Source organism: Shewanella sp. KCT (genome assembly GCF_007636505.1).
GTDB classification, from domain to species: domain Bacteria; phylum Pseudomonadota; class Gammaproteobacteria; order Enterobacterales; family Shewanellaceae; genus Shewanella; species Shewanella halotolerans.
Genome location: NZ_LVDJ01000001.1, coordinates 417,014 through 433,870, shown reverse-complemented (window position 1 = coordinate 433,870; position 16,857 = coordinate 417,014). Strand labels below are relative to the sequence as shown.

The window sequence follows — 16,857 nt, the reverse complement described above, 5'->3', positions numbered from 1 at the left end:
TACAACGAGTTACCAATCAATGGGGGAATTTCATGTCCAATCATCTGGTCGTTACCGCACTGGGTTCTGATCGTCCCGGTATCGTCAGTAAATTTGCCAGACTCGCAAGCGAATGCGATTGCGATATCGTCGATAGCCGTATGGCCCTCTTTGGTGGTGAGTTTACCTTGATCATGATGATTTCAGGCGCCTGGGCATCGATCACTAAGATGGAAGCCAGCCTCCCTGCCCTGAGTGTCGAGCTTGGCCTGCTAACGGTAATGAAGCGCTGTTCACAGCACACGCCGCCAAACTATGTGTCTCGCCTCGAAGTAACCTTCAACGGTAAAGACCAGCGCGGCACCATGAAGCGTATCACCCAGTTCCTGGCCGATCGTTCACTGGATCTCGCCGCCGTACGCTCCCATGCCGAGGAAACCCCAGACGGTGAGCCGGTGCAGAATGTCTTCCTAACCATCAACGTGCCTGAGAAAGTTGATATCGAAAAACTCGAACAAAATATCGCCGCACTCGCCGAAGAGATGAACCTAAGCTGCCATATCGAACGTATGCAGGGTATCGAAACACAATCTATGGATGATCTATGAAAACCTTAACCCAGGGCGACAAGGCCCCCGACTTTACCCTACAAAACCAAAATGATGAATCAGTTTCCCTTGCCGATTTTAAAGGCAAGAAAGTTCTCGTTTACTTTTACCCAAGAGCCTCTACACCTGGTTGTACTGTTCAAGCTTGTGGGCTAAGGGACACTAAATCAGAGCTTGATAAACTAAACGTTGTGATTATTGGAATTAGCCCTGATACACCGAAGAAGCTCACAAACTTCACAAACAAACAGGAGTTGAACTTCACCTTACTCGCGGACGAAGAGCATGCCGTATGCGAAGCTTATGGTGTTTGGCAACTCAAAAAATTCATGGGCCGTGAAAACATGGGCGTGGTACGCACCTCTTTCCTCATTGATGAAAGCGGCAACATCGAACATATCTTCAACAAGTTCAAGACCAAAGATCACCACGAAGTTGTCTTGAAATATATTCAAGAAAACAGCTAATGCTAACTAGCATTATACAAAAAAGCCGGAAATTCCGGCTTTTTTATTATCTAAAGATTCGTCAACTACTAGCCCATCATGGCTTTAACATAGGGCCAAAGCAGCGCCGCCGCGATACTCCACATAGTCACGAAGATGAATCTGTCTAAGTAGCACCAGGCCTTTGGTTTTTTAAACAGTGGACTCAGATACCTGGCACCCAGGCTCAAGGCGAAGAACCACACGAAAGAGGCGAGCACGGCGCCGGCGCCAAACATATGCCTGTCTTGTTGCTCGAACTGAGTACTGATGCTGCCCAGCAAGACCACAGTATCCAGATACAGATGGGGGTTAAGCAGGCTAATTCCCAGGGTCGTGAGCAGCGCCGCTCGCAGGGTGTCCGCCCCCTGGGTCGACTCGGTATCCAGCCCCTGGGCGTTAAAGGACGCGCGCAGAGCCTGAGCGCCATAGATGAGCAAGAAGGCCGCTCCCCCTAGACTGGCGATATCCTTGATTAAGGGGAATGCCAGGATCAGATGGCCGAGGCCCGCCACGCCCGCGGTGATCATCACGGCATCGATAAAAGAACACAGGGCGGCGATAGGCAATGAATGGGCGCGCCTTAACCCCTGCTTTAACACAAAGGCGTTTTGCGCCCCAACGGCGATGATCAGGCTGCCACCAACACCTATCCCCTGAATGAATGCTTGCACGAGAAAACTCCAAAAAGAACCACGACTAATTTCAGGCCGCAAGCATAGCGAGCTTATTAAAATAAACCCAGCTAATAAATTTAATGTATCATTAGCCAAACTTATAGTGATGGTTTGGATTTTTCGATGCTGGATTACGCCCACCTGAAAGCCTTGAGCGTGGTGATCGCCGAAGGCGGCTTCGAGCGCGCTGCCAAGGCACTGTTTATCACCCAATCAGCCGTGTCTCAACGCATCAAGGCGCTGGAGGAGAGAGTCGGCCAGACTCTGCTTATTCGCAGCAATCCTGTGCAGGCAACGCCCATGGGCAAGCGTCTGCTCAGGCATTACGCCCAGGTGAGCCTGCTGGAGAGCGAACTCAGTGCCGAGATTGACGCCGACGATCCTTCGCTGCCCACAGTGGTGAAGATAGCCGTCAATGCCGACAGCCTGGCCACCTGGTTTCTGCCCGCCCTCGCCGAGCTGTTTAAGCGCCACCGCTGGCTGCTAGAGTTGATTGTCGACGATGAGTCTTACACTCACCATCTGCTTAAAAGCGGCGAGGCTGTAGGCTGCGTGACCACCACAGAGGCGCCACTGACAGGCTGCTCCAGCGAATACCTTGGCCAGATGGAGTACCTATGCGTCGCCACCCAGGACTTTATTCAGGAATATTTCGCCGATAGTGTGACACCCAGCCGTCTGCGTCAGGCGCCGGCCGTGGTGTTCTCCACCAAAGATAAGCTGCATGAAAAGTTTTTAGGCGAGCATTTTGGCATTGAGCCTGAGCAATGGCGGGAGCATCAGATCCCCTCCTCTGAGAGCTTTCTGGAGGCGATATTGCTGGGCATGGGTTACGGCCTTGTCGGCCATCTTCAGGCCGAGCCATTGCTGCAAAGCGGCGCGTTAAAACTAGTTGCTCCAGATTGCACCATGAAGGTGCCCCTCTATTGGCAACACTGGAACATCAAAGCCAAGCAGACAACCCTGGTCTACCGCGCCTTAGCCGCGACGGCCAAGCAGGCGTTGAGGTAGCGACCCAAGTACTTTCGAGAAAGCACGTTCAATTAAATACGTTCAATAAAATACTGGCCTTAAAACACTAGCCATAAAAAAGGAGCCTCTCGGCTCCTTTAACGTTTAAATGCAGATCAGACGTTGCCCTGCTCCGCCTCTGTCTTTGGCTCATCGGCCTTGGACTTATCAGCCTTAGGCCAGGCATTCACCACCGCCTTCACCAGAGAGGCGAGCGGAATGGCGAAGAAGACCCCCCAGACGCCCCAGAGTCCACCGAAGACCAGCACGGCCGCGATAATAAAAACGGGATGGAGATCCACCGCATCTGAGAACAGTATGGGCACCAGCAAGTTACCATCGAGCGCCTGAATGATGCCGTAGCCTAACATCAGATAGCCAAACTCCGGGCTTATGCCCCACTGGAAGAAGGCCACCAGGGCGATCGGCAGGGTCACCAGGGTCGCGCCCACATAGGGGATCAACACGGAGAAGCCGGTCAATACCCCGAGCAGCGCGGCGTACCGCAGATCCATGATGGCGAAGAAGATATAACTTGCGGCGCCTATGATGACTATCTCGATCACCTTGCCCCGAATGTAGTTAAAGATCTGCTGATTCATCTCCAGCCATACCTTACGGGCCAAGTCACGATTGGCGGGGATAAAACGCTTGCTGCCGCGAACCAGCTCATCTTTATCCTTGAGGAAGAAGAACACCAGCAGCGGCACTAAGATGGCGTACACCATGAGCACCAAAAGTGATGCCGAGTAGCCAATCAACTGTTTACCCAGATCCAGTATATGTTGAGTATCCAGCAGCTTCTTGAGCTCACCCACCGAGGCGTCGAGTTGCTCGACACTTAAAAACTGCGGATACTGCTCGACCAAGCCCTTAAGGGTGATGAAACCTTTATCCAGCATGGTGGGCAGATCCGTCACCAGAGCCACCCCCTGACGCCAGATGCTGGGCACCAGGCCGAAGGTGATCAGCAGCATTACGCCAACAAACAGCACCAGCACCAGTGATGCCCCCGTGGTGCGGTTGATGCCTATTTTGACCATCTGCGCCACTGGCCATTCAAGCAAAAATGCCAGCACCAGAGCGACCAGCAAGGGCCCCAGGAGCCCGCCGGCGAAATAGATGATCAGGGCGATCCCAAGCAAAATCAGCATCAAGGTCACCGCTTGGGGATCACTAAATCTCTCTTTATACCAATTGGTAATGATTGAAAACATCTACTCTTCCTATTTAGAAACCAAGACCCGCCGCTCTGTAAATTAAGCGTTTAGGTCTGCAACATCGAGCATCATGAAAAATAATTAATCGGCGCCTCTGAAGCTAAAGAATCATTTCTATCTAAAGGCGCGTTAGAGTCGAAATCTACAACTCCACCAGGATAAAATTTAGTCGCCTCGAGTTATCGACAACACCAAGATCTCAGCATCGTTTTGTATTTCAACATATTGCCAGTTGGCCTTCTCAAGAAACCTGGGCACATCCTGGCGCGAACCACTGTCTTTAAGCTGTACCCGCAGCACGTCACCACAGGGCAACTGCTTGAGCGCCATCTTTAGCTTAACTAAGGCCAGGGGACATCGGTAGTGGGTTAAGTCAATAAAAGTCATAATGATCTTGCTAAAGGCAAACTCGGGCTATTATCCTAAGTCTCCAGTGAAACCACAAGCGAACAATGATGGCGAACCACTCGCCTCAGGGGCCAGACAAACTGAACTAATTGTCTCGATTTGGTTCCAACAAAGCAGACCCAGTTATCTATAAACGCTAAGGATAAGTTTGAGTAAAGTTAACAAAGCAAAATCCCTGGTTGCCGGCGCCTTGTCGATGGCCCTGTTCTCTATCGCCCCCTTAGGCTTTGCCAACAACGATCTGCCGGATCTTGGCACCGCGGCGGTGAACACCTTCAGCCTGGAGAAAGAAAACAGCTACGGCGACGCCTATATGCGGGTGATCCGCTCTTCGGCGCCCATGCTTAACGATCCCGTACTCAATCAATACCTGACCGAGCTGGGTAACCGTCTGGTGGCCCACGCGACGGGGGTAAAGACTCCCTTCTATTTCTTCCTGCTTAGAAACGATGAAATCAACGCCTTCGCCTTCTTCGGCGGCCATGTGGGGGTTCATACCGGCTTGTTCCTAAACGCCGATAACGAGAGCCAGCTGGCCTCGGTATTAGGCCACGAGATCACCCACGTGACCCAGCGGCACCTGGCGCGTTCGCTCGAGGCGCAGCAGAAGAGCTCTCCGGCGACCATAGCGGGTCTGCTCGGCGCTATCTTGCTCACCATTGCGGTGCCTCAGGTGGGCATGGCAGCCATGGCGACGACTCAGGCCTTAGCGACTCAGGCGCAGATCAACTACACCCGCCTGCATGAGAAAGAGGCAGACCGTATCGGCATGCAGATCTTGGTCGACGCCGGCTTCGATCCTAACGGCGCGGCGGACTTTTTCTCTAAGCTGGCCACACGCTACCGCTTTACCACTAAGCCGCCGCAGATGTTGCTGACGCACCCCTTGCCCGAATCGCGAATTGCCGAGGCGAGAAACCGGGCGGCGCAATATCCCCACAGGTATGTGGCCGATAATCTGGATTTTCAGCTAGCCAAGGCGCGTATTCAGGTGCGCTTCTCTAGCTATAGCGAAGAGGCGGCGCTGGCGCTATTTAACGACCAGATAAGAAAGAACAGCTACCAATTTGAAGAGGCGGCCCTGTACGGTAAGGCGCTTGCCCTACTGCGCGCCGAGAAGGCCAAGGAATCTGAGGTCATCATAGACAAGCTGCTCGCCAAAGATCCCAATAACCTCTTCTATATCGATACCAAGACTGATCTCCTACTGGAGCGCCATGAACATCAACAGGCTATCGATCTGCTGACCCGTGAGCGTAAGCTTAAGCCCACCTCTCAGGTGATCAACATCAACCTGGCCAACGCGCTTATCGAAAATGGTAAGGCCAAACAGGCCATTCCCCTGCTGGAAGATATGATCTTCCTCGATAAGCAGAATCAATTGCCGCTACAGCTGCTGAGCGATGCCTACAAGCAGACAGGCAACCGCGCCATGGAGCATTTTGTCAAGGCCGAAACCATGGCTCTGGCGGCGGACTATGATGGCGCCATAGATCAGCTCAACTTTGCTTACCGGCTGTCGGAGAAAAATCCGCTGCAGCTGGCGAAGATAGAGGCCAGGATCCGTCAGTTCAAACAGTCGAAGAAACAACTCGAACTGCTTTAGCAGCATAAGGTGAGCCGGGACCCTGTGACTCGACTCACCTTTTGCAGTAGAATGGCGGCAAATTTCTAGATATGGATAGAACTGCCATGACGCAAGTAAGCATAATTCATAACCCCCGTTGCTCTAAAAGCCGCCAAACCCTGGCGCTGCTGGAAGAGAAAGCCTGCGATATCCAAGTGATCGAATACCTCAAGACACCACTGACCAAGGTGGAGATCCGCAGCATCTTAGATAAGCTCGGCCTAGCGCCACGTGAGCTGATGCGCACCAAGGAAGAGGAATACAAGGCGATGAACCTGGCCGACGTCACCGACGACGAGGCGCTTATCCAGGCCATGGTCGATACTCCTAAGCTGATCGAGCGTCCTATCGTGCTGGCAAATGGTAAGGCGGCCATTGGTAGACCCCCAGAAAACGTACTGGCCATCCTGTAAGGCTGAGAGTCGAAATGAGCTCAAAGACACTGTTTCAAATTAGCCGCGCCGCCTATGTGACGCTGCTGCTGTTGATGACCGCCTGGTTTGGCAATCAAGGATTGACCGGACAATATTCGCTGATCTTCAGCCTGCTGTGGATCTTGCCCCTGCTGGCGCCGCTTAAGGGGATCTTAACCGGTCAGCCCTACACTTATGCCTGGGCAAGTTTCATTATCTGCCTCTATATGTTGCATGGCCTGACCCTGCTCTATGTCACCGAGACGGCACTGGTATTCGCCATCTGCGAGGTGGCATTGCTGAGCCTCTTGATGGTCACCTTGCCCTTCTACGCGCGCATCCGCGGTCGCGAATTGGGCTTGGGACTGAAGAAGCGCAAGAAATAGATGGCTCGATAAACAAGCATCTAACTTAAAAGGCACCAATTAGGTGCCTTTTTTATGGTGAGTCGTTAACGACTTGATATCCTGATAGCTAAAATACTGACCGTTAACAGCGCTAGGAGACTCGCGCGATTAAGACAGACGCTACAGGCGCAGCATCTCTTTTACGAAGGGAATAGTCAGCTTACGCTGATGTACCAGTGATGCCTTGTCCAGGCGATCGAGCACATCGAACAGGGTACGCAGATCCCGCGCCAGACGATTGAGCAAAAAGCGCCCAACATCTTCCGGCAGCTGTAATCCGCGCATCGCCGCACGGCGTTGCAGCGCCGCCAGCTTTTCCTCATCGGCCATAGGTTGTAGCTGATAGGTCAGCCCCCACTGCATACGAGACACCAGATCCGGCAGGGCAAATCCCGCATCGCTGGCCGTTGCACTGGCACTCACCACCAGGGCGCAGCGCTTATGTTCCGCCACCCGGTTGTAGAGATCGAACAGCGCCTCCTCCCATAGAGGATGCCCCGCAATGGCATCGATATCATCGATACAGACGAGATCTAACTGCTCTAGCCCCTCTAACAGTTCGGTAGAGATACTGGCATGTATGCCAAGCGGTAGGTAGAAGCTGCTGCGATTGAGCTCGTTGGCTCTGGCACAGGTGGCGTGCATCAGGTGAGTACGCCCCGCCTTGACCGGCCCCCACAGGTACACGGCCTTGTTGGCCCGCCCTTCGGCACATGCCTGCAGACTCTGGATCAGCTCGTCGTTACCGGCCGCGGGATAATAACTGTTAAAGGTCTCATCATCGGGCAGATAAACGGGTAAAGAAAGTTGTACCGGTGAATGGGGTGACACGTATAGGGATCTCGATCTTATCTTGTGACTGTATTGCCTGGGCGGCCTAATTTAGCACTCAGCATATTACCATTAGGCGCCCAGCTTACCTTAACGTCCTTGCCAAATATACTCGCGGCGCGGAGTCTGTGACGATGATAACGGATCCATCATCTCATCGACCCCCAATCCCGACTGCATGTTGAGCTGATCCGGGCTATTTGACTGCTCCAGGCTGCGGATCTTAGGCTCCAGGCTGATCAAACGATACAGATCTTCTTCGCTGCCAAAGAGTTGCAAGGAAAACTCAGCGGAGATCCCCTGCAACTTAGTCAGCGACACAGACTTAACCGCACTGAGTTGATGCAGGTATTTCTCAATATCCAGCAGCTGCTGACGGTCGGTTATCTCGACAAAAGTCAGCTGAGTACTGTTCGCCTCACCGCTATCGGCAATGGCGTAGCGCGCCACATAGTATTGACTGATCGTCTCGAAGATCGCCTTTACCGCGGCGTCCATATCGGCAACCTGAGCCGACTGAGTGGTCAGTGGATTAAACAGCGGCTGTTCGCTATTCGCCGGGTAGAGGGACAACTGATAGCTCACCTGACCATCTGGCTGATTGTCCAGCGACACCATGGCAAAGTAGTCACTGCCATAACGCTGACTGGCCTTAGCCACGGTATCGGCAAACATACCACGCACGTCGGTGACGCTGATGGCCATGGAATCATCGAGATCCATCATAGGCAGTAGCATGGGCACCCCGCGCGTCTGCGACATCTTGGCGATCAGGCTACGGCTCTCCAGCACAGAGGAGTCGTTGAGTAGCTCACGCTTACCCTCATTATCCTGAGCTAGCCACAACAGCGTCAGTGGACGCTGCTTGCCCCAAACGGGCAGCTGAGCCTGACGCAGTAGGCTGATGATCTTGGTGTGGTCGAATGAAGCCTGCAGGAACTGCTCACCGCCCTGCTCCTGGTAGCCAAACTGACGTATATAAGCGGTAGGTTCGGCAATGGCCTGAGCCACCAATGGCGCGCTAAGGGCGGCGCGATCGCCGGTATTTTTCAATACCACCTCTTGCATCGCCTGGCTTAGCGCCTGATTCTTTACCTGCTGGCTGCGATCGGCGATCTTAATCGCACTTCTGTCCAGCTCGGTCACCTCGACGGCGGCAACATTCAGACTCGCGGCGCAAAACGTACCTGCAAGCACCACAGAAAAAAGACTCTTAAACATCCGTATCTATATCTATTCACGAATACAATGGCGGCAGTGTAACACATAAGCCTTGACCATGCCTGTCTGCAAACGCCGTCAAATTAGCTTTTTTCTAAGGCTTTAATGAGGCAAGCCGGAGAATGTGATCAAGATAAGTGCAAATATGCTAGCAAGACGTTAACATTGTGCGGTTTAGCCATAAAAAGAGAATAACAATGAAACGTTTAGCAATCCCCCTACAGGGCGCGCAAATGCTGTTTGTCGCCTTTGGCGCCTTAGTATTGATGCCGCTGTTAACCGGGCTCGATACCAACGTCGCCCTCTTTACCGCCGGCATTGGCACCTTGCTCTTCCAGCTCGTGACCAAACGCCAAGTCCCCATCTTCCTCGCCTCCTCCTTCGCCTTTATCGCCCCCATCCTCTACGGTGTACAAACCTGGGGCATTCCCGCAACCATGGGCGGCCTGATGGCGGCAGGATGCGTGTATCTGGTGCTGGCCACCCTGGTGAAATTCAGAGGTGATGCTTTCATCAAAAGACTGCTACCTCCGGTTGTTGTCGGCCCTGTGATTATCGTGATCGGTCTGGGCCTTGCGCCGGTTGCCGTTAACATGGCGCTCGGTAAGAGCGGCGATGGTGGCCTGGTTCTGGTCGACCCAGAGCACGCCTTGATCATCTCCCTCGCCTCGCTGCTGACCACCATAGCCGTGGCTATCTTTGCCAAGGGAATCGTCAAGCTGATGCCAATCTTGGCTGGCATCATCGTGGGTTACGGCCTCAGCCTCTTCTTCGGCGTAGTCGATTTTGCCCCGGTCGCCCAGGCGAGCTGGTTAGCCATGCCTAACTTTGTGGCACCTGAATTTAACTGGCATGCCATCGCCTTCATGATCCCCGTGGCCATCGCCCCGGCGGTCGAGCATATTGGCGACATACTAGCGATCTCAAACGTGACTGGTAAAGACTATATGAAGAAGCCTGGCCTACACCGCACCCTGAGCGGCGACGGCATCGCGACCATAGCGGCATCGGTACTTGGCGGCCCACCAAACACCACCTACTCTGAGGTGACTGGCGCGGTGACGCTAACCAAGGCCTTCAACCCGGCCATCATGACCTGGACCGCCATCACCGCCATTCTGCTGGCCTTTATCGGCAAGCTCGGCGCGCTTATGCAGACCATCCCCGTACCTGTGATGGGCGGCATCATGTGTTTGCTGTTCGGCTCAATCGCCGCCGTCGGTCTGAACTCACTGATCAAGAATCATGTGGATCTCAGCGAGCCAAGAAACCTCTGCATCGTCGGCGTTACTCTGGTCTTTGGTATCGGCGGCATGGCATTTGGTATCGGCTCATTCAGCCTCACGGGGATCAGCCTTTGCGGTATCGTGGCCATCACCATGAACCTCCTGCTGCCCGAGGCACACGCCCGTCAGGAGCAAGAAGTCGCCTAAGGATCTCCGGACAGTCAACATGCTGACTGCATGGTTTATAGACACAAAAAAGCCCTTCATTTGAAGGGCTTTTCTTATCGGAGAGGAAGGATTAACCTTCTGCTTGGCTCAATTAAGATTAAGCCTCACCCTCTTGATCAGCATATTTGGCCGCCGTATCGGCGATCAGAGTCTGTAGTTCACCCTTCTGATACATCTCGGTCAGGATGTCGCAACCACCAATCAGCTCACCTTCTACCCAAAGCTGTGGAAAGGTTGGCCAGTTCGCGTATTTAGGCAGCTCGGCACGGATATCGGGATGCTGCAAAATATCAACATAGGCAAATTGAGCACCGCAGTTAATCATGATCTGCGCCACTTGCGAAGAAAATCCACAGCTAGGAAGCTTAGGAGACCCTTTCATGTAAACGATGATAGGATTTTCAGCGATTTGCTGTTTGATTTTTTCTACAGTTTCGTTTATGTCCATCTTCTTTCCTAAATTTTGCAGCAAAGCTACGTCAACAAATTTAGCCTATTGTACGCTAGGTTCACAGATAACGAAAACCTACTTTTTTCAGGGTTATTCACTGAGTTAGGTTATCGATTGAATTAATCTAAAAAATCAAACAAACAATGATTCACATCACAACTTTATCAGGTAGAATGTGCCTCTGTGAGCAAACCTAAAAAGACAATTGAATGTCAATGGAGAAAAAACATGGCTTTTGAATTACCAGCACTGCCTTATGCGAAGAACGCACTCGAGCCCCATATTTCCCAGGAAACCATCGAGTATCACTATGGTAAGCATCACAACACCTATGTAGTGAAACTAAATGGTCTTGTTGAAGGTACTGAACTTGCCGAAAAGAGCCTAGAAGAGATCGTTAAAACTTCTACTGGCGGCATCTTCAACAACGCAGCTCAAATCTGGAACCACACTTTCTACTGGAACTGTCTAGCACCTAACGCTGGCGGCGCAGCAACTGGCGACATCGCCGCAGCTATCGACGCAGCCTTCGGTTCTTTCGATGCATTCAAGGCCCAGTTCACCGACGCAGCCGTTAACAACTTCGGTAGCGCTTGGACTTGGTTAGTGAAGAAAGCTGACGGTAGCCTGGCCATCGTTAACACTAGCAACGCTGCTACCCCACTGACTGACGAAGGTGTTACACCCCTTCTGACTGTTGACGTTTGGGAGCATGCTTACTACATCGATTACCGTAACGTACGTCCTGATTACATGGCGGCATTCTGGAACCTGGTTAACTGGGAATTCGTTAACAGCAACTTCGCTGCTTAATCTAATTCGACCAGATTTGAAAAGGAGCCTCCCGGCTCCTTTTTTTATTGCCTGCCAAAAACCTTAGCCCCTTACGCTAACTCAGACTAGCAACGCATTTCGAGCTACTTGCACAAGTTAAGTTCATTGCTAAGTAGCCGATTCCGCTCGCATATTCCCCCTCAAGAACTCACTCAAATACACACTCAACTTCTGTAGATAATGATCTTTCAAATTCGATGCCTCATCACCGATCTTACTCCCCATTCCTCCATAACAAAGCAGCCCCAAAGCTCCTTAAGCAAACTATCCTAGACAAGTCACTACAGTTGCAATAATTGCATTTGCAACTGTTTGTCATTGTTTTTATTGTCTTTTTTGATACCTAGATCTCGTTTAAGGACTATTATTAGTAGTAGGTCACTGATTTTCAGTTGTCCCTTAAGACATACCGTTGGCTTTTCAGGGGGTGGAACATGGGCATTTTCGAGCATTATCAACAGCGCTATGAAAAAAAATTAGATGAAGAGTATTCACTACAAGAGTTTCTGGCTATCTGTAAAGAAGACAGGATCGCCTACGCATCGGCGGCCGAGCGACTGCTTACGGCCATAGGTAAGCCGGAGGTCATAGACACCTCTAAAGATCCGATCCTTAGCCGCATCTTCTCCAACAGGCTAATCTCTCGCTATCCCGCCTTTAAAGATTTTTACGGCATGGAAGATTCTATCGAGCAGATCGTCGCCTACCTCAAACACTCGGCCCAGGGACTGGAAGAGTCGAAACAGATCCTCTATCTCCTCGGGCCTGTGGGCGGCGGTAAGTCCTCCCTGGCCGAGAAACTCAAGTCATTGATGCAGAAAGTGCCCATCTATGTGCTGAGCGCCAATGGCCAACGCAGCCCAGTCAACGACCACCCCTTCTGTCTGTTCAATCCGGAGGAGGATGGGGAGCTGCTTAAGAACGAATACAACATACCCGAGCGCTACCTCAAGACCATAATGTCACCCTGGGCGGTGAAGCGCCTGCATGAGTTTGGCGGCGACATCTCCCAGTTCAAGGTGGTCAAGGTCTTCCCCGCCATCCTGGATCAGATTGGGATAGCCAAGACAGAGCCAGGCGATGAGAACAACCAGGATATCTCATCGCTCGTCGGTAAGGTGGATATCCGTCAGCTGGAGCACTACGCCCAGCATGACGCCGATGCCTACTCCTACTCGGGCGCCTTGTGCCGTGCCAACCAAGGCCTGATGGAATTCGTTGAGATGTTTAAGGCGCCGATCAAGGTGCTGCACCCCTTGCTGACCGCCACCCAGGAGGGTAACTACAACGGCACCGAAGGCCTGTCGGCCCTACCCTTCAACGGCATCATTCTGGCGCACTCTAACGAGTCGGAATGGACCACATTTAGAAACAACAAGACCAACGAGGCCTTCTTAGATAGGGTCTACATAGTCAAGGTGCCCTATTGTCTCAGGGTGTCAGAAGAGATCCAGATCTACGAGAAACTGCTCACCAACTCAGAGCTGGCTCAGGCGCCCTGTGCGCCGTATACCCTAGAGACGCTGGCCCAATTTAGCGTGCTGTCACGCATCAAGGCGCCGGAAAACTCCTCCATCTACTCTAAGATGCGGGTCTATGATGGCGAGAGCCTAAAAGATACCGATCCTAAGGCCAAGTCTTATCAGGAGTATCGCGACTATGCCGGCGTGGATGAAGGGATGCAGGGGCTCTCTACCCGCTTCGCCTTTAAGATCCTCTCTAAGGTGTTTAACTTCGATCACAGCGAGATCGCCGCCAACCCTGTGCACCTCTTCTATGTGCTGGAACGCCAAATTGAACAGGAACAGTTCCCCGCCGAGACGGCAGAGCGCTACATGGAGTTTCTAAAAGGCTATCTCACCCCTAAATATATCGAGTTCATCGGTAAAGAGATCCAGACCGCCTACCTGGAATCCTATTCTGAATATGGCCAGAACATCTTCGACCGCTATGTCACCTACGCCGATTTTTGGATCCAGGATCAGGAGTACCGGGACCCAGAGACAGGCCAGCTGTTCGATCGCGCCGCCCTCAATGCAGAGCTTGAGAAGATAGAAAAACCTGCGGGGATCAGTAACCCGAAAGACTTCCGCAACGAGATCGTCAACTTCGTGCTGCGCGCCAGGGCCAACAACGAAGGCTCTAACCCGCTGTGGACCAGCTACGAGAAACTGCGTACCGTCATCGAGAAGAAGATGTTCTCCAACACAGAAGATCTGCTGCCGGTTATCTCATTCAATACCAAGACCTCCACAGACGATCAGCGTAAGCACGACGATTTCGTCAATCGTATGATGGAGAAAGGCTACACCAAGAAACAGGTCAGACTCCTGTCTGAGTGGTATTTACGGGTTCGTAAATCATCTTGATACCCGTACACGGGGAGCTTGCTCCCCGCTAGTCTTGGGAGGTGCGCATGGCTAATTTTATCGATAGAAGATTGAATACTAAGGGAAAGAGTACAGTCAATCGTCAACGTTTCATCAACCGCTATAAGCAACAGATCAAGAAGGCCGTCAGTGACGCCGTGACCCGACGCAGCGTGACCGACATAGATAAAGGCGAGAAGATCAGCATCCCCACCCGGGATATCAGCGAGCCCACCTTTCATCAGGGACAAGGGGGCATGCGCGAGCGGGTGCATCCGGGTAATGATCAGTTCTCCCGCGGCGATAAGGTGGAGCGTCCGCCCCAGGGCGGTGGACAAGGCAGCGGCCAAGGGGATGCGTCAAATTCAGGTGAAGGCCAGGACGATTTCGTTTTTCAGATCTCCAAAGATGAATATTTGGAGTTGCTGTTTGAAGATCTCGAACTCCCCAACCTGCAGCGCAATCGCCTCAATAAACTGGTGGAGTATCAAACCTATCGCGCCGGTTTTACCAATGATGGCGTGCCCGCCAACATCAACATCATTCGCTCGCTGCGCTCATCCCTGGCACGGCGGATCGCCATGTCCTCCTCGAAGAAGGCGCTGCTGAAAGAGCTAAAAGCAGAGCTGGAGGCCCTAGAGCAGACACCCGGTTCGGAGGCGGAGAAGATCATCGCCTTGAAGGAGCAGATAGCGGAGCTTGAGGCCAAGATTGCCAAGGTACCCTTTATCGACACCTTCGATCTCAGATACAACAATTTCGCCAAACGCGAGGTGCCCTCGAGCCAGGCAGTGATGTTCTGTCTCATGGATGTCTCTGGCTCTATGGATCAAGCCACCAAAGATATGGCCAAACGCTTCTATATCCTGCTCTATCTGTTTCTCACCCGTACCTATAAGAATCTGGAGGTGGTCTACATACGGCACCACACCCAGGCAAAAGAGGTGGATGAACACGAGTTTTTCTACTCCCAGGAAACCGGCGGCACCATAGTCTCCAGTGCGCTCAAGCTGATGCATGAGATCCAGCGTGAGCGTTATCCAGAGAGCGAATGGAACATTTATGCAGCGCAGGCATCGGATGGCGACAACTGGGCCGATGACTCCCCTACCTGCCGCCAGATCCTCGAGCGTAAGTTGCTACCTGTGGTGCGTTACTTTAGCTATATCGAGATCACCAACCGCGCCCATCAAACCCTGTGGCGTGAATACGAAGGACTACAGAAGACTCACGATAATATTGCAGTTCAGCACATTAAACAGGCCGAGGACATCTACCCTGTATTTAGAGAACTGTTTAAGAAACAAGCTGTTTAGGGGGCCTTATGAGTTCAAAAAAGAAGCGCACTGTATTAGATGACGGCCCGGACTGGACCTTCGAGCTGCTGGAATCTTATCTCACCGAGATCGAACGGGTGGCGGATCACTACCGTCTGGATACTTATAAAAATCAGATAGAGGTGATCACCGCCGAGCAGATGATGGATGCCTATGCGGGGATCGGCATGCCCATTGGCTACACCCATTGGTCCTTTGGTAAGAAGTTTATCGAAACCGAGCAAGGCTATAAGCGTGGCCAGATGGGGCTGGCCTACGAGATAGTGATCAATTCCGATCCCTGTATCGCCTACCTGATGGAGGAGAACACCATTACCATGCAGGCGCTGGTGATGGCGCACGCCTGTTTCGGCCACAACAGCTTTTTTAAGAGCAACTATCTGTTTAAAACCTGGACCGACGCCAGCTCTATTATCGATTATCTGGTGTTTGCCAAAAACTATGTCAGGGAGTGTGAGGAGCGCTATGGTGAGGATCAGGTAGAGTTAGTGTTAGACTCTTGCCACGCCCTGATGAACTACGGCGTCGACCGCTATAAGCGTCCCAGCGAGATCTCACTCAAAGAGGAAAAGGTACGCCAGAAAGAACGTGAGGCCTACCTGCAGAGCCAGGTGAACGATCTTTGGCGCACCATCCCCCTGACGCAGGACACCCAAAAGCAGCAGAGCGCGCCTAATTTTCCTGCCGAGCCCCAAGAGAATATTCTCTACTTCATCGAGAAAAATGCCCCACTGCTCGAGCCCTGGCAGCGGGAGATAGTGCGGATCGTGCGTAAGATGGGACAGTATTTCTATCCTCAGAGGCAGACCCAGGTGATGAATGAAGGCTGGGCCACCTTTTGGCACTACACGATCCTCAACCACCTCTACGACGAGGGGCTGGTCTCCGACCGCTTCATGATAGAGTTTTTGAAAAACCACACCAATGTGATAGCCCAGCCGAGCTATAACAGCCCCTACTATTCAGGCATCAACCCCTATGCACTGGGCTTTAACATGTTTGTCGACATCCGCCGCATCTGCGAGTCGCCCACCGACGAGGATAAACGTTGGTTTCCCGATATCGCCGGCAGCAACTGGCTCGATACCCTGCACTTCGCCATGGAAAACTTTAAAGACGAGAGCTTTATCAGCCAATATATGTCACCTAACATCATTCGCCAGTTCAAGTTTTTCAGTATCTTAGACGATGACAAGAAAAACTATCTCAGTATTTCGGCGATCCATGATGACCTGGGTTACCAGGAGATCCGCCAGACACTGTCCCAGCAGTACAACCTGTCTAACCTTGAACCTAACATCCAAGTGCAAAGCGTTGCCATCTCAGGCGATCGCTCGTTGACGCTGCGCTATATACCCATCAATCGTATTCCACTGGATAAGAGCTGCCAGCAGGTGGTCAAACACCTGCACAGACTATGGGGCTTTAATGTCACCTTGGAAGAGATTAACGATCAGGGCGAGCCTATCGTGATTGCCAGCTGCCCGGAAAAGCTCTCGGAATCTGATCCTGCTTCTTAGGGGGA

17 protein-coding genes are annotated in these 16,857 nt (G+C 52.2%); 11 read left to right on the top strand and 6 right to left on the bottom strand.

Going from position 1 to position 16,857, the window contains the following annotated elements:
- Nucleotides 1–32 precede the first annotated feature (32 nt).
- Nucleotides 33–587: a glycine cleavage system protein R gene (locus AYI87_RS01960; RefSeq protein WP_144199118.1), complete on the top strand. Its 555-nt coding sequence runs from the start codon at nucleotides 33–35 to the stop codon at nucleotides 585–587.
- A complete protein-coding gene (gene bcp, locus AYI87_RS01955; protein ID WP_144199116.1) occupies nucleotides 584–1,054 on the top strand; it encodes a thioredoxin-dependent thiol peroxidase in 471 nt (156 codons plus the stop codon). The genes AYI87_RS01960 and bcp overlap by 4 nt, the downstream gene beginning before the upstream one ends.
- A 68-nt stretch (nucleotides 1,055–1,122) precedes the next feature.
- Here the strand turns inward: bcp and AYI87_RS01950 are convergent, their stop codons facing one another.
- Complete coding sequence (locus tag AYI87_RS01950) at nucleotides 1,123–1,746, bottom strand: LysE/ArgO family amino acid transporter (protein WP_144199114.1); 624 nt, start codon at nucleotides 1,744–1,746, stop codon at nucleotides 1,123–1,125.
- 126 nt (nucleotides 1,747–1,872) lie between these two features.
- Between AYI87_RS01950 and AYI87_RS01945 the strand changes: the two genes are divergently transcribed.
- Nucleotides 1,873–2,760 carry a LysR family transcriptional regulator ArgP gene (locus tag AYI87_RS01945; protein WP_144199112.1) on the top strand — a complete coding sequence of 296 codons (888 nt, stop codon included), beginning with the start codon at nucleotides 1,873–1,875 and terminating at the stop codon, nucleotides 2,758–2,760.
- Nucleotides 2,761–2,876: 116 nt separating this feature from the next.
- Here the strand turns inward: AYI87_RS01945 and AYI87_RS01940 are convergent, their stop codons facing one another.
- Together AYI87_RS01940 and AYI87_RS01935 are read right to left on the bottom strand one after the other, a co-directional pair.
- Nucleotides 2,877–3,977 carry an AI-2E family transporter gene (locus AYI87_RS01940; protein WP_144199110.1) on the bottom strand — a complete coding sequence of 367 codons (1,101 nt, stop codon included), beginning with the start codon at nucleotides 3,975–3,977 and terminating at the stop codon, nucleotides 2,877–2,879.
- 168 nt (nucleotides 3,978–4,145) lie between these two features.
- Complete coding sequence (locus AYI87_RS01935; protein WP_144199108.1) at nucleotides 4,146–4,367, bottom strand: sulfurtransferase TusA family protein; 222 nt, start codon at nucleotides 4,365–4,367, stop codon at nucleotides 4,146–4,148.
- Between the two features lie 217 nt (nucleotides 4,368–4,584).
- Here AYI87_RS01935 and AYI87_RS01930 point away from each other — a divergent pair, with 217 nt between their 5' ends.
- The 3 genes from AYI87_RS01930 to AYI87_RS01920 all read left to right on the top strand — a co-directional run bounded on the left by AYI87_RS01930 (nucleotide 4,585) and on the right by AYI87_RS01920 (nucleotide 6,814).
- Complete coding sequence (locus AYI87_RS01930; RefSeq protein ID WP_186300545.1) at nucleotides 4,585–5,994, top strand: M48 family metalloprotease; 1,410 nt, start codon at nucleotides 4,585–4,587, stop codon at nucleotides 5,992–5,994.
- A gap of 86 nt (nucleotides 5,995–6,080) precedes the next feature.
- Nucleotides 6,081–6,428 (top strand): arsenate reductase (glutaredoxin), encoded by a 348-nt coding sequence (gene arsC / locus AYI87_RS01925; RefSeq protein WP_144199104.1) that lies wholly within the window; start codon nucleotides 6,081–6,083, stop codon nucleotides 6,426–6,428.
- 14 nt (nucleotides 6,429–6,442) lie between these two features.
- Complete coding sequence (locus AYI87_RS01920; RefSeq protein WP_144199102.1) at nucleotides 6,443–6,814, top strand: DUF2069 domain-containing protein; 372 nt, start codon at nucleotides 6,443–6,445, stop codon at nucleotides 6,812–6,814.
- A gap of 141 nt (nucleotides 6,815–6,955) precedes the next feature.
- Here AYI87_RS01920 and hda read toward each other — a convergent pair whose 3' ends face one another.
- The gene (gene hda / locus AYI87_RS01915; protein WP_144199100.1) at nucleotides 6,956–7,666 is read right to left on the bottom strand and encodes a DnaA inactivator Hda; all 711 of its coding nucleotides are present in this window, start codon (nucleotides 7,664–7,666) and stop codon (nucleotides 6,956–6,958) included.
- 90 nt (nucleotides 7,667–7,756) lie between these two features.
- A complete protein-coding gene (locus AYI87_RS01910; RefSeq protein ID WP_144199099.1) occupies nucleotides 7,757–8,887 on the bottom strand; it encodes a DUF2066 domain-containing protein in 1,131 nt (376 codons plus the stop codon).
- A 197-nt stretch (nucleotides 8,888–9,084) separates the two neighbouring features.
- Here AYI87_RS01910 and AYI87_RS01905 point away from each other — a divergent pair, with 197 nt between their 5' ends.
- On the top strand, nucleotides 9,085–10,320 hold the full coding sequence (locus AYI87_RS01905) for a uracil-xanthine permease family protein (RefSeq protein WP_144199097.1): 1,236 nt from the start codon (nucleotides 9,085–9,087) through the stop codon (nucleotides 10,318–10,320).
- 118 nt (nucleotides 10,321–10,438) lie between these two features.
- On the opposite strand, the gene AYI87_RS01900 is transcribed toward AYI87_RS01905, so the two are convergent.
- On the bottom strand, nucleotides 10,439–10,789 hold the full coding sequence (locus AYI87_RS01900; protein ID WP_144199095.1) for a Grx4 family monothiol glutaredoxin: 351 nt from the start codon (nucleotides 10,787–10,789) through the stop codon (nucleotides 10,439–10,441).
- Between the two features lie 231 nt (nucleotides 10,790–11,020).
- Between AYI87_RS01900 and sodB the strand changes: the two genes are divergently transcribed.
- The 4 genes from sodB to AYI87_RS01880 all read left to right on the top strand — a co-directional run bounded on the left by sodB (nucleotide 11,021) and on the right by AYI87_RS01880 (nucleotide 16,852).
- The gene (gene sodB, locus AYI87_RS01895; RefSeq protein ID WP_011865632.1) at nucleotides 11,021–11,605 is read left to right on the top strand and encodes a superoxide dismutase [Fe]; all 585 of its coding nucleotides are present in this window, start codon (nucleotides 11,021–11,023) and stop codon (nucleotides 11,603–11,605) included.
- A 455-nt stretch (nucleotides 11,606–12,060) separates the two neighbouring features.
- Nucleotides 12,061–13,995 carry a PrkA family serine protein kinase gene (locus AYI87_RS01890; protein WP_144199093.1) on the top strand — a complete coding sequence of 645 codons (1,935 nt, stop codon included), beginning with the start codon at nucleotides 12,061–12,063 and terminating at the stop codon, nucleotides 13,993–13,995.
- Between the two features lie 47 nt (nucleotides 13,996–14,042).
- Complete coding sequence (locus AYI87_RS01885; RefSeq protein ID WP_144199091.1) at nucleotides 14,043–15,311, top strand: YeaH/YhbH family protein; 1,269 nt, start codon at nucleotides 14,043–14,045, stop codon at nucleotides 15,309–15,311.
- An 8-nt stretch (nucleotides 15,312–15,319) separates the two neighbouring features.
- Complete coding sequence (locus AYI87_RS01880; RefSeq protein ID WP_144199089.1) at nucleotides 15,320–16,852, top strand: SpoVR family protein; 1,533 nt, start codon at nucleotides 15,320–15,322, stop codon at nucleotides 16,850–16,852.
- Nucleotides 16,853–16,857: the final 5 nt, after the last annotated feature.

Excerpts from the sequence above, each read along its gene's own strand:
- AYI87_RS01960 (WP_144199118.1), top strand. The coding sequence starts at position 33 with ATGTCCAATCATCTGGTCGTTACCGCACTGGGTTCTGATCGTCCCGGT.
- bcp (WP_144199116.1), top strand. The coding sequence starts at position 584 with ATGAAAACCTTAACCCAGGGCGACAAGGCCCCCGACTTTACCCTACAA.
- AYI87_RS01945 (WP_144199112.1), top strand. The coding sequence starts at position 1,873 with ATGCTGGATTACGCCCACCTGAAAGCCTTGAGCGTGGTGATCGCCGAA.
- AYI87_RS01940 (WP_144199110.1), bottom strand. The coding sequence starts at position 3,977 with ATGTTTTCAATCATTACCAATTGGTATAAAGAGAGATTTAGTGATCCC.
- AYI87_RS01935 (WP_144199108.1), bottom strand. The coding sequence starts at position 4,367 with ATGACTTTTATTGACTTAACCCACTACCGATGTCCCCTGGCCTTAGTT.
- AYI87_RS01930 (WP_186300545.1), top strand. The coding sequence starts at position 4,585 with ATGGCCCTGTTCTCTATCGCCCCCTTAGGCTTTGCCAACAACGATCTG.
- arsC (WP_144199104.1), top strand. The coding sequence starts at position 6,081 with ATGACGCAAGTAAGCATAATTCATAACCCCCGTTGCTCTAAAAGCCGC.
- AYI87_RS01920 (WP_144199102.1), top strand. The coding sequence starts at position 6,443 with ATGAGCTCAAAGACACTGTTTCAAATTAGCCGCGCCGCCTATGTGACG.
- AYI87_RS01910 (WP_144199099.1), bottom strand. The coding sequence starts at position 8,887 with ATGTTTAAGAGTCTTTTTTCTGTGGTGCTTGCAGGTACGTTTTGCGCC.
- AYI87_RS01905 (WP_144199097.1), top strand. The coding sequence starts at position 9,085 with ATGAAACGTTTAGCAATCCCCCTACAGGGCGCGCAAATGCTGTTTGTC.
- AYI87_RS01900 (WP_144199095.1), bottom strand. The coding sequence starts at position 10,789 with ATGGACATAAACGAAACTGTAGAAAAAATCAAACAGCAAATCGCTGAA.
- sodB (WP_011865632.1), top strand. The coding sequence starts at position 11,021 with ATGGCTTTTGAATTACCAGCACTGCCTTATGCGAAGAACGCACTCGAG.
- AYI87_RS01890 (WP_144199093.1), top strand. The coding sequence starts at position 12,061 with ATGGGCATTTTCGAGCATTATCAACAGCGCTATGAAAAAAAATTAGAT.
- AYI87_RS01885 (WP_144199091.1), top strand. The coding sequence starts at position 14,043 with ATGGCTAATTTTATCGATAGAAGATTGAATACTAAGGGAAAGAGTACA.
- AYI87_RS01880 (WP_144199089.1), top strand. The coding sequence starts at position 15,320 with ATGAGTTCAAAAAAGAAGCGCACTGTATTAGATGACGGCCCGGACTGG.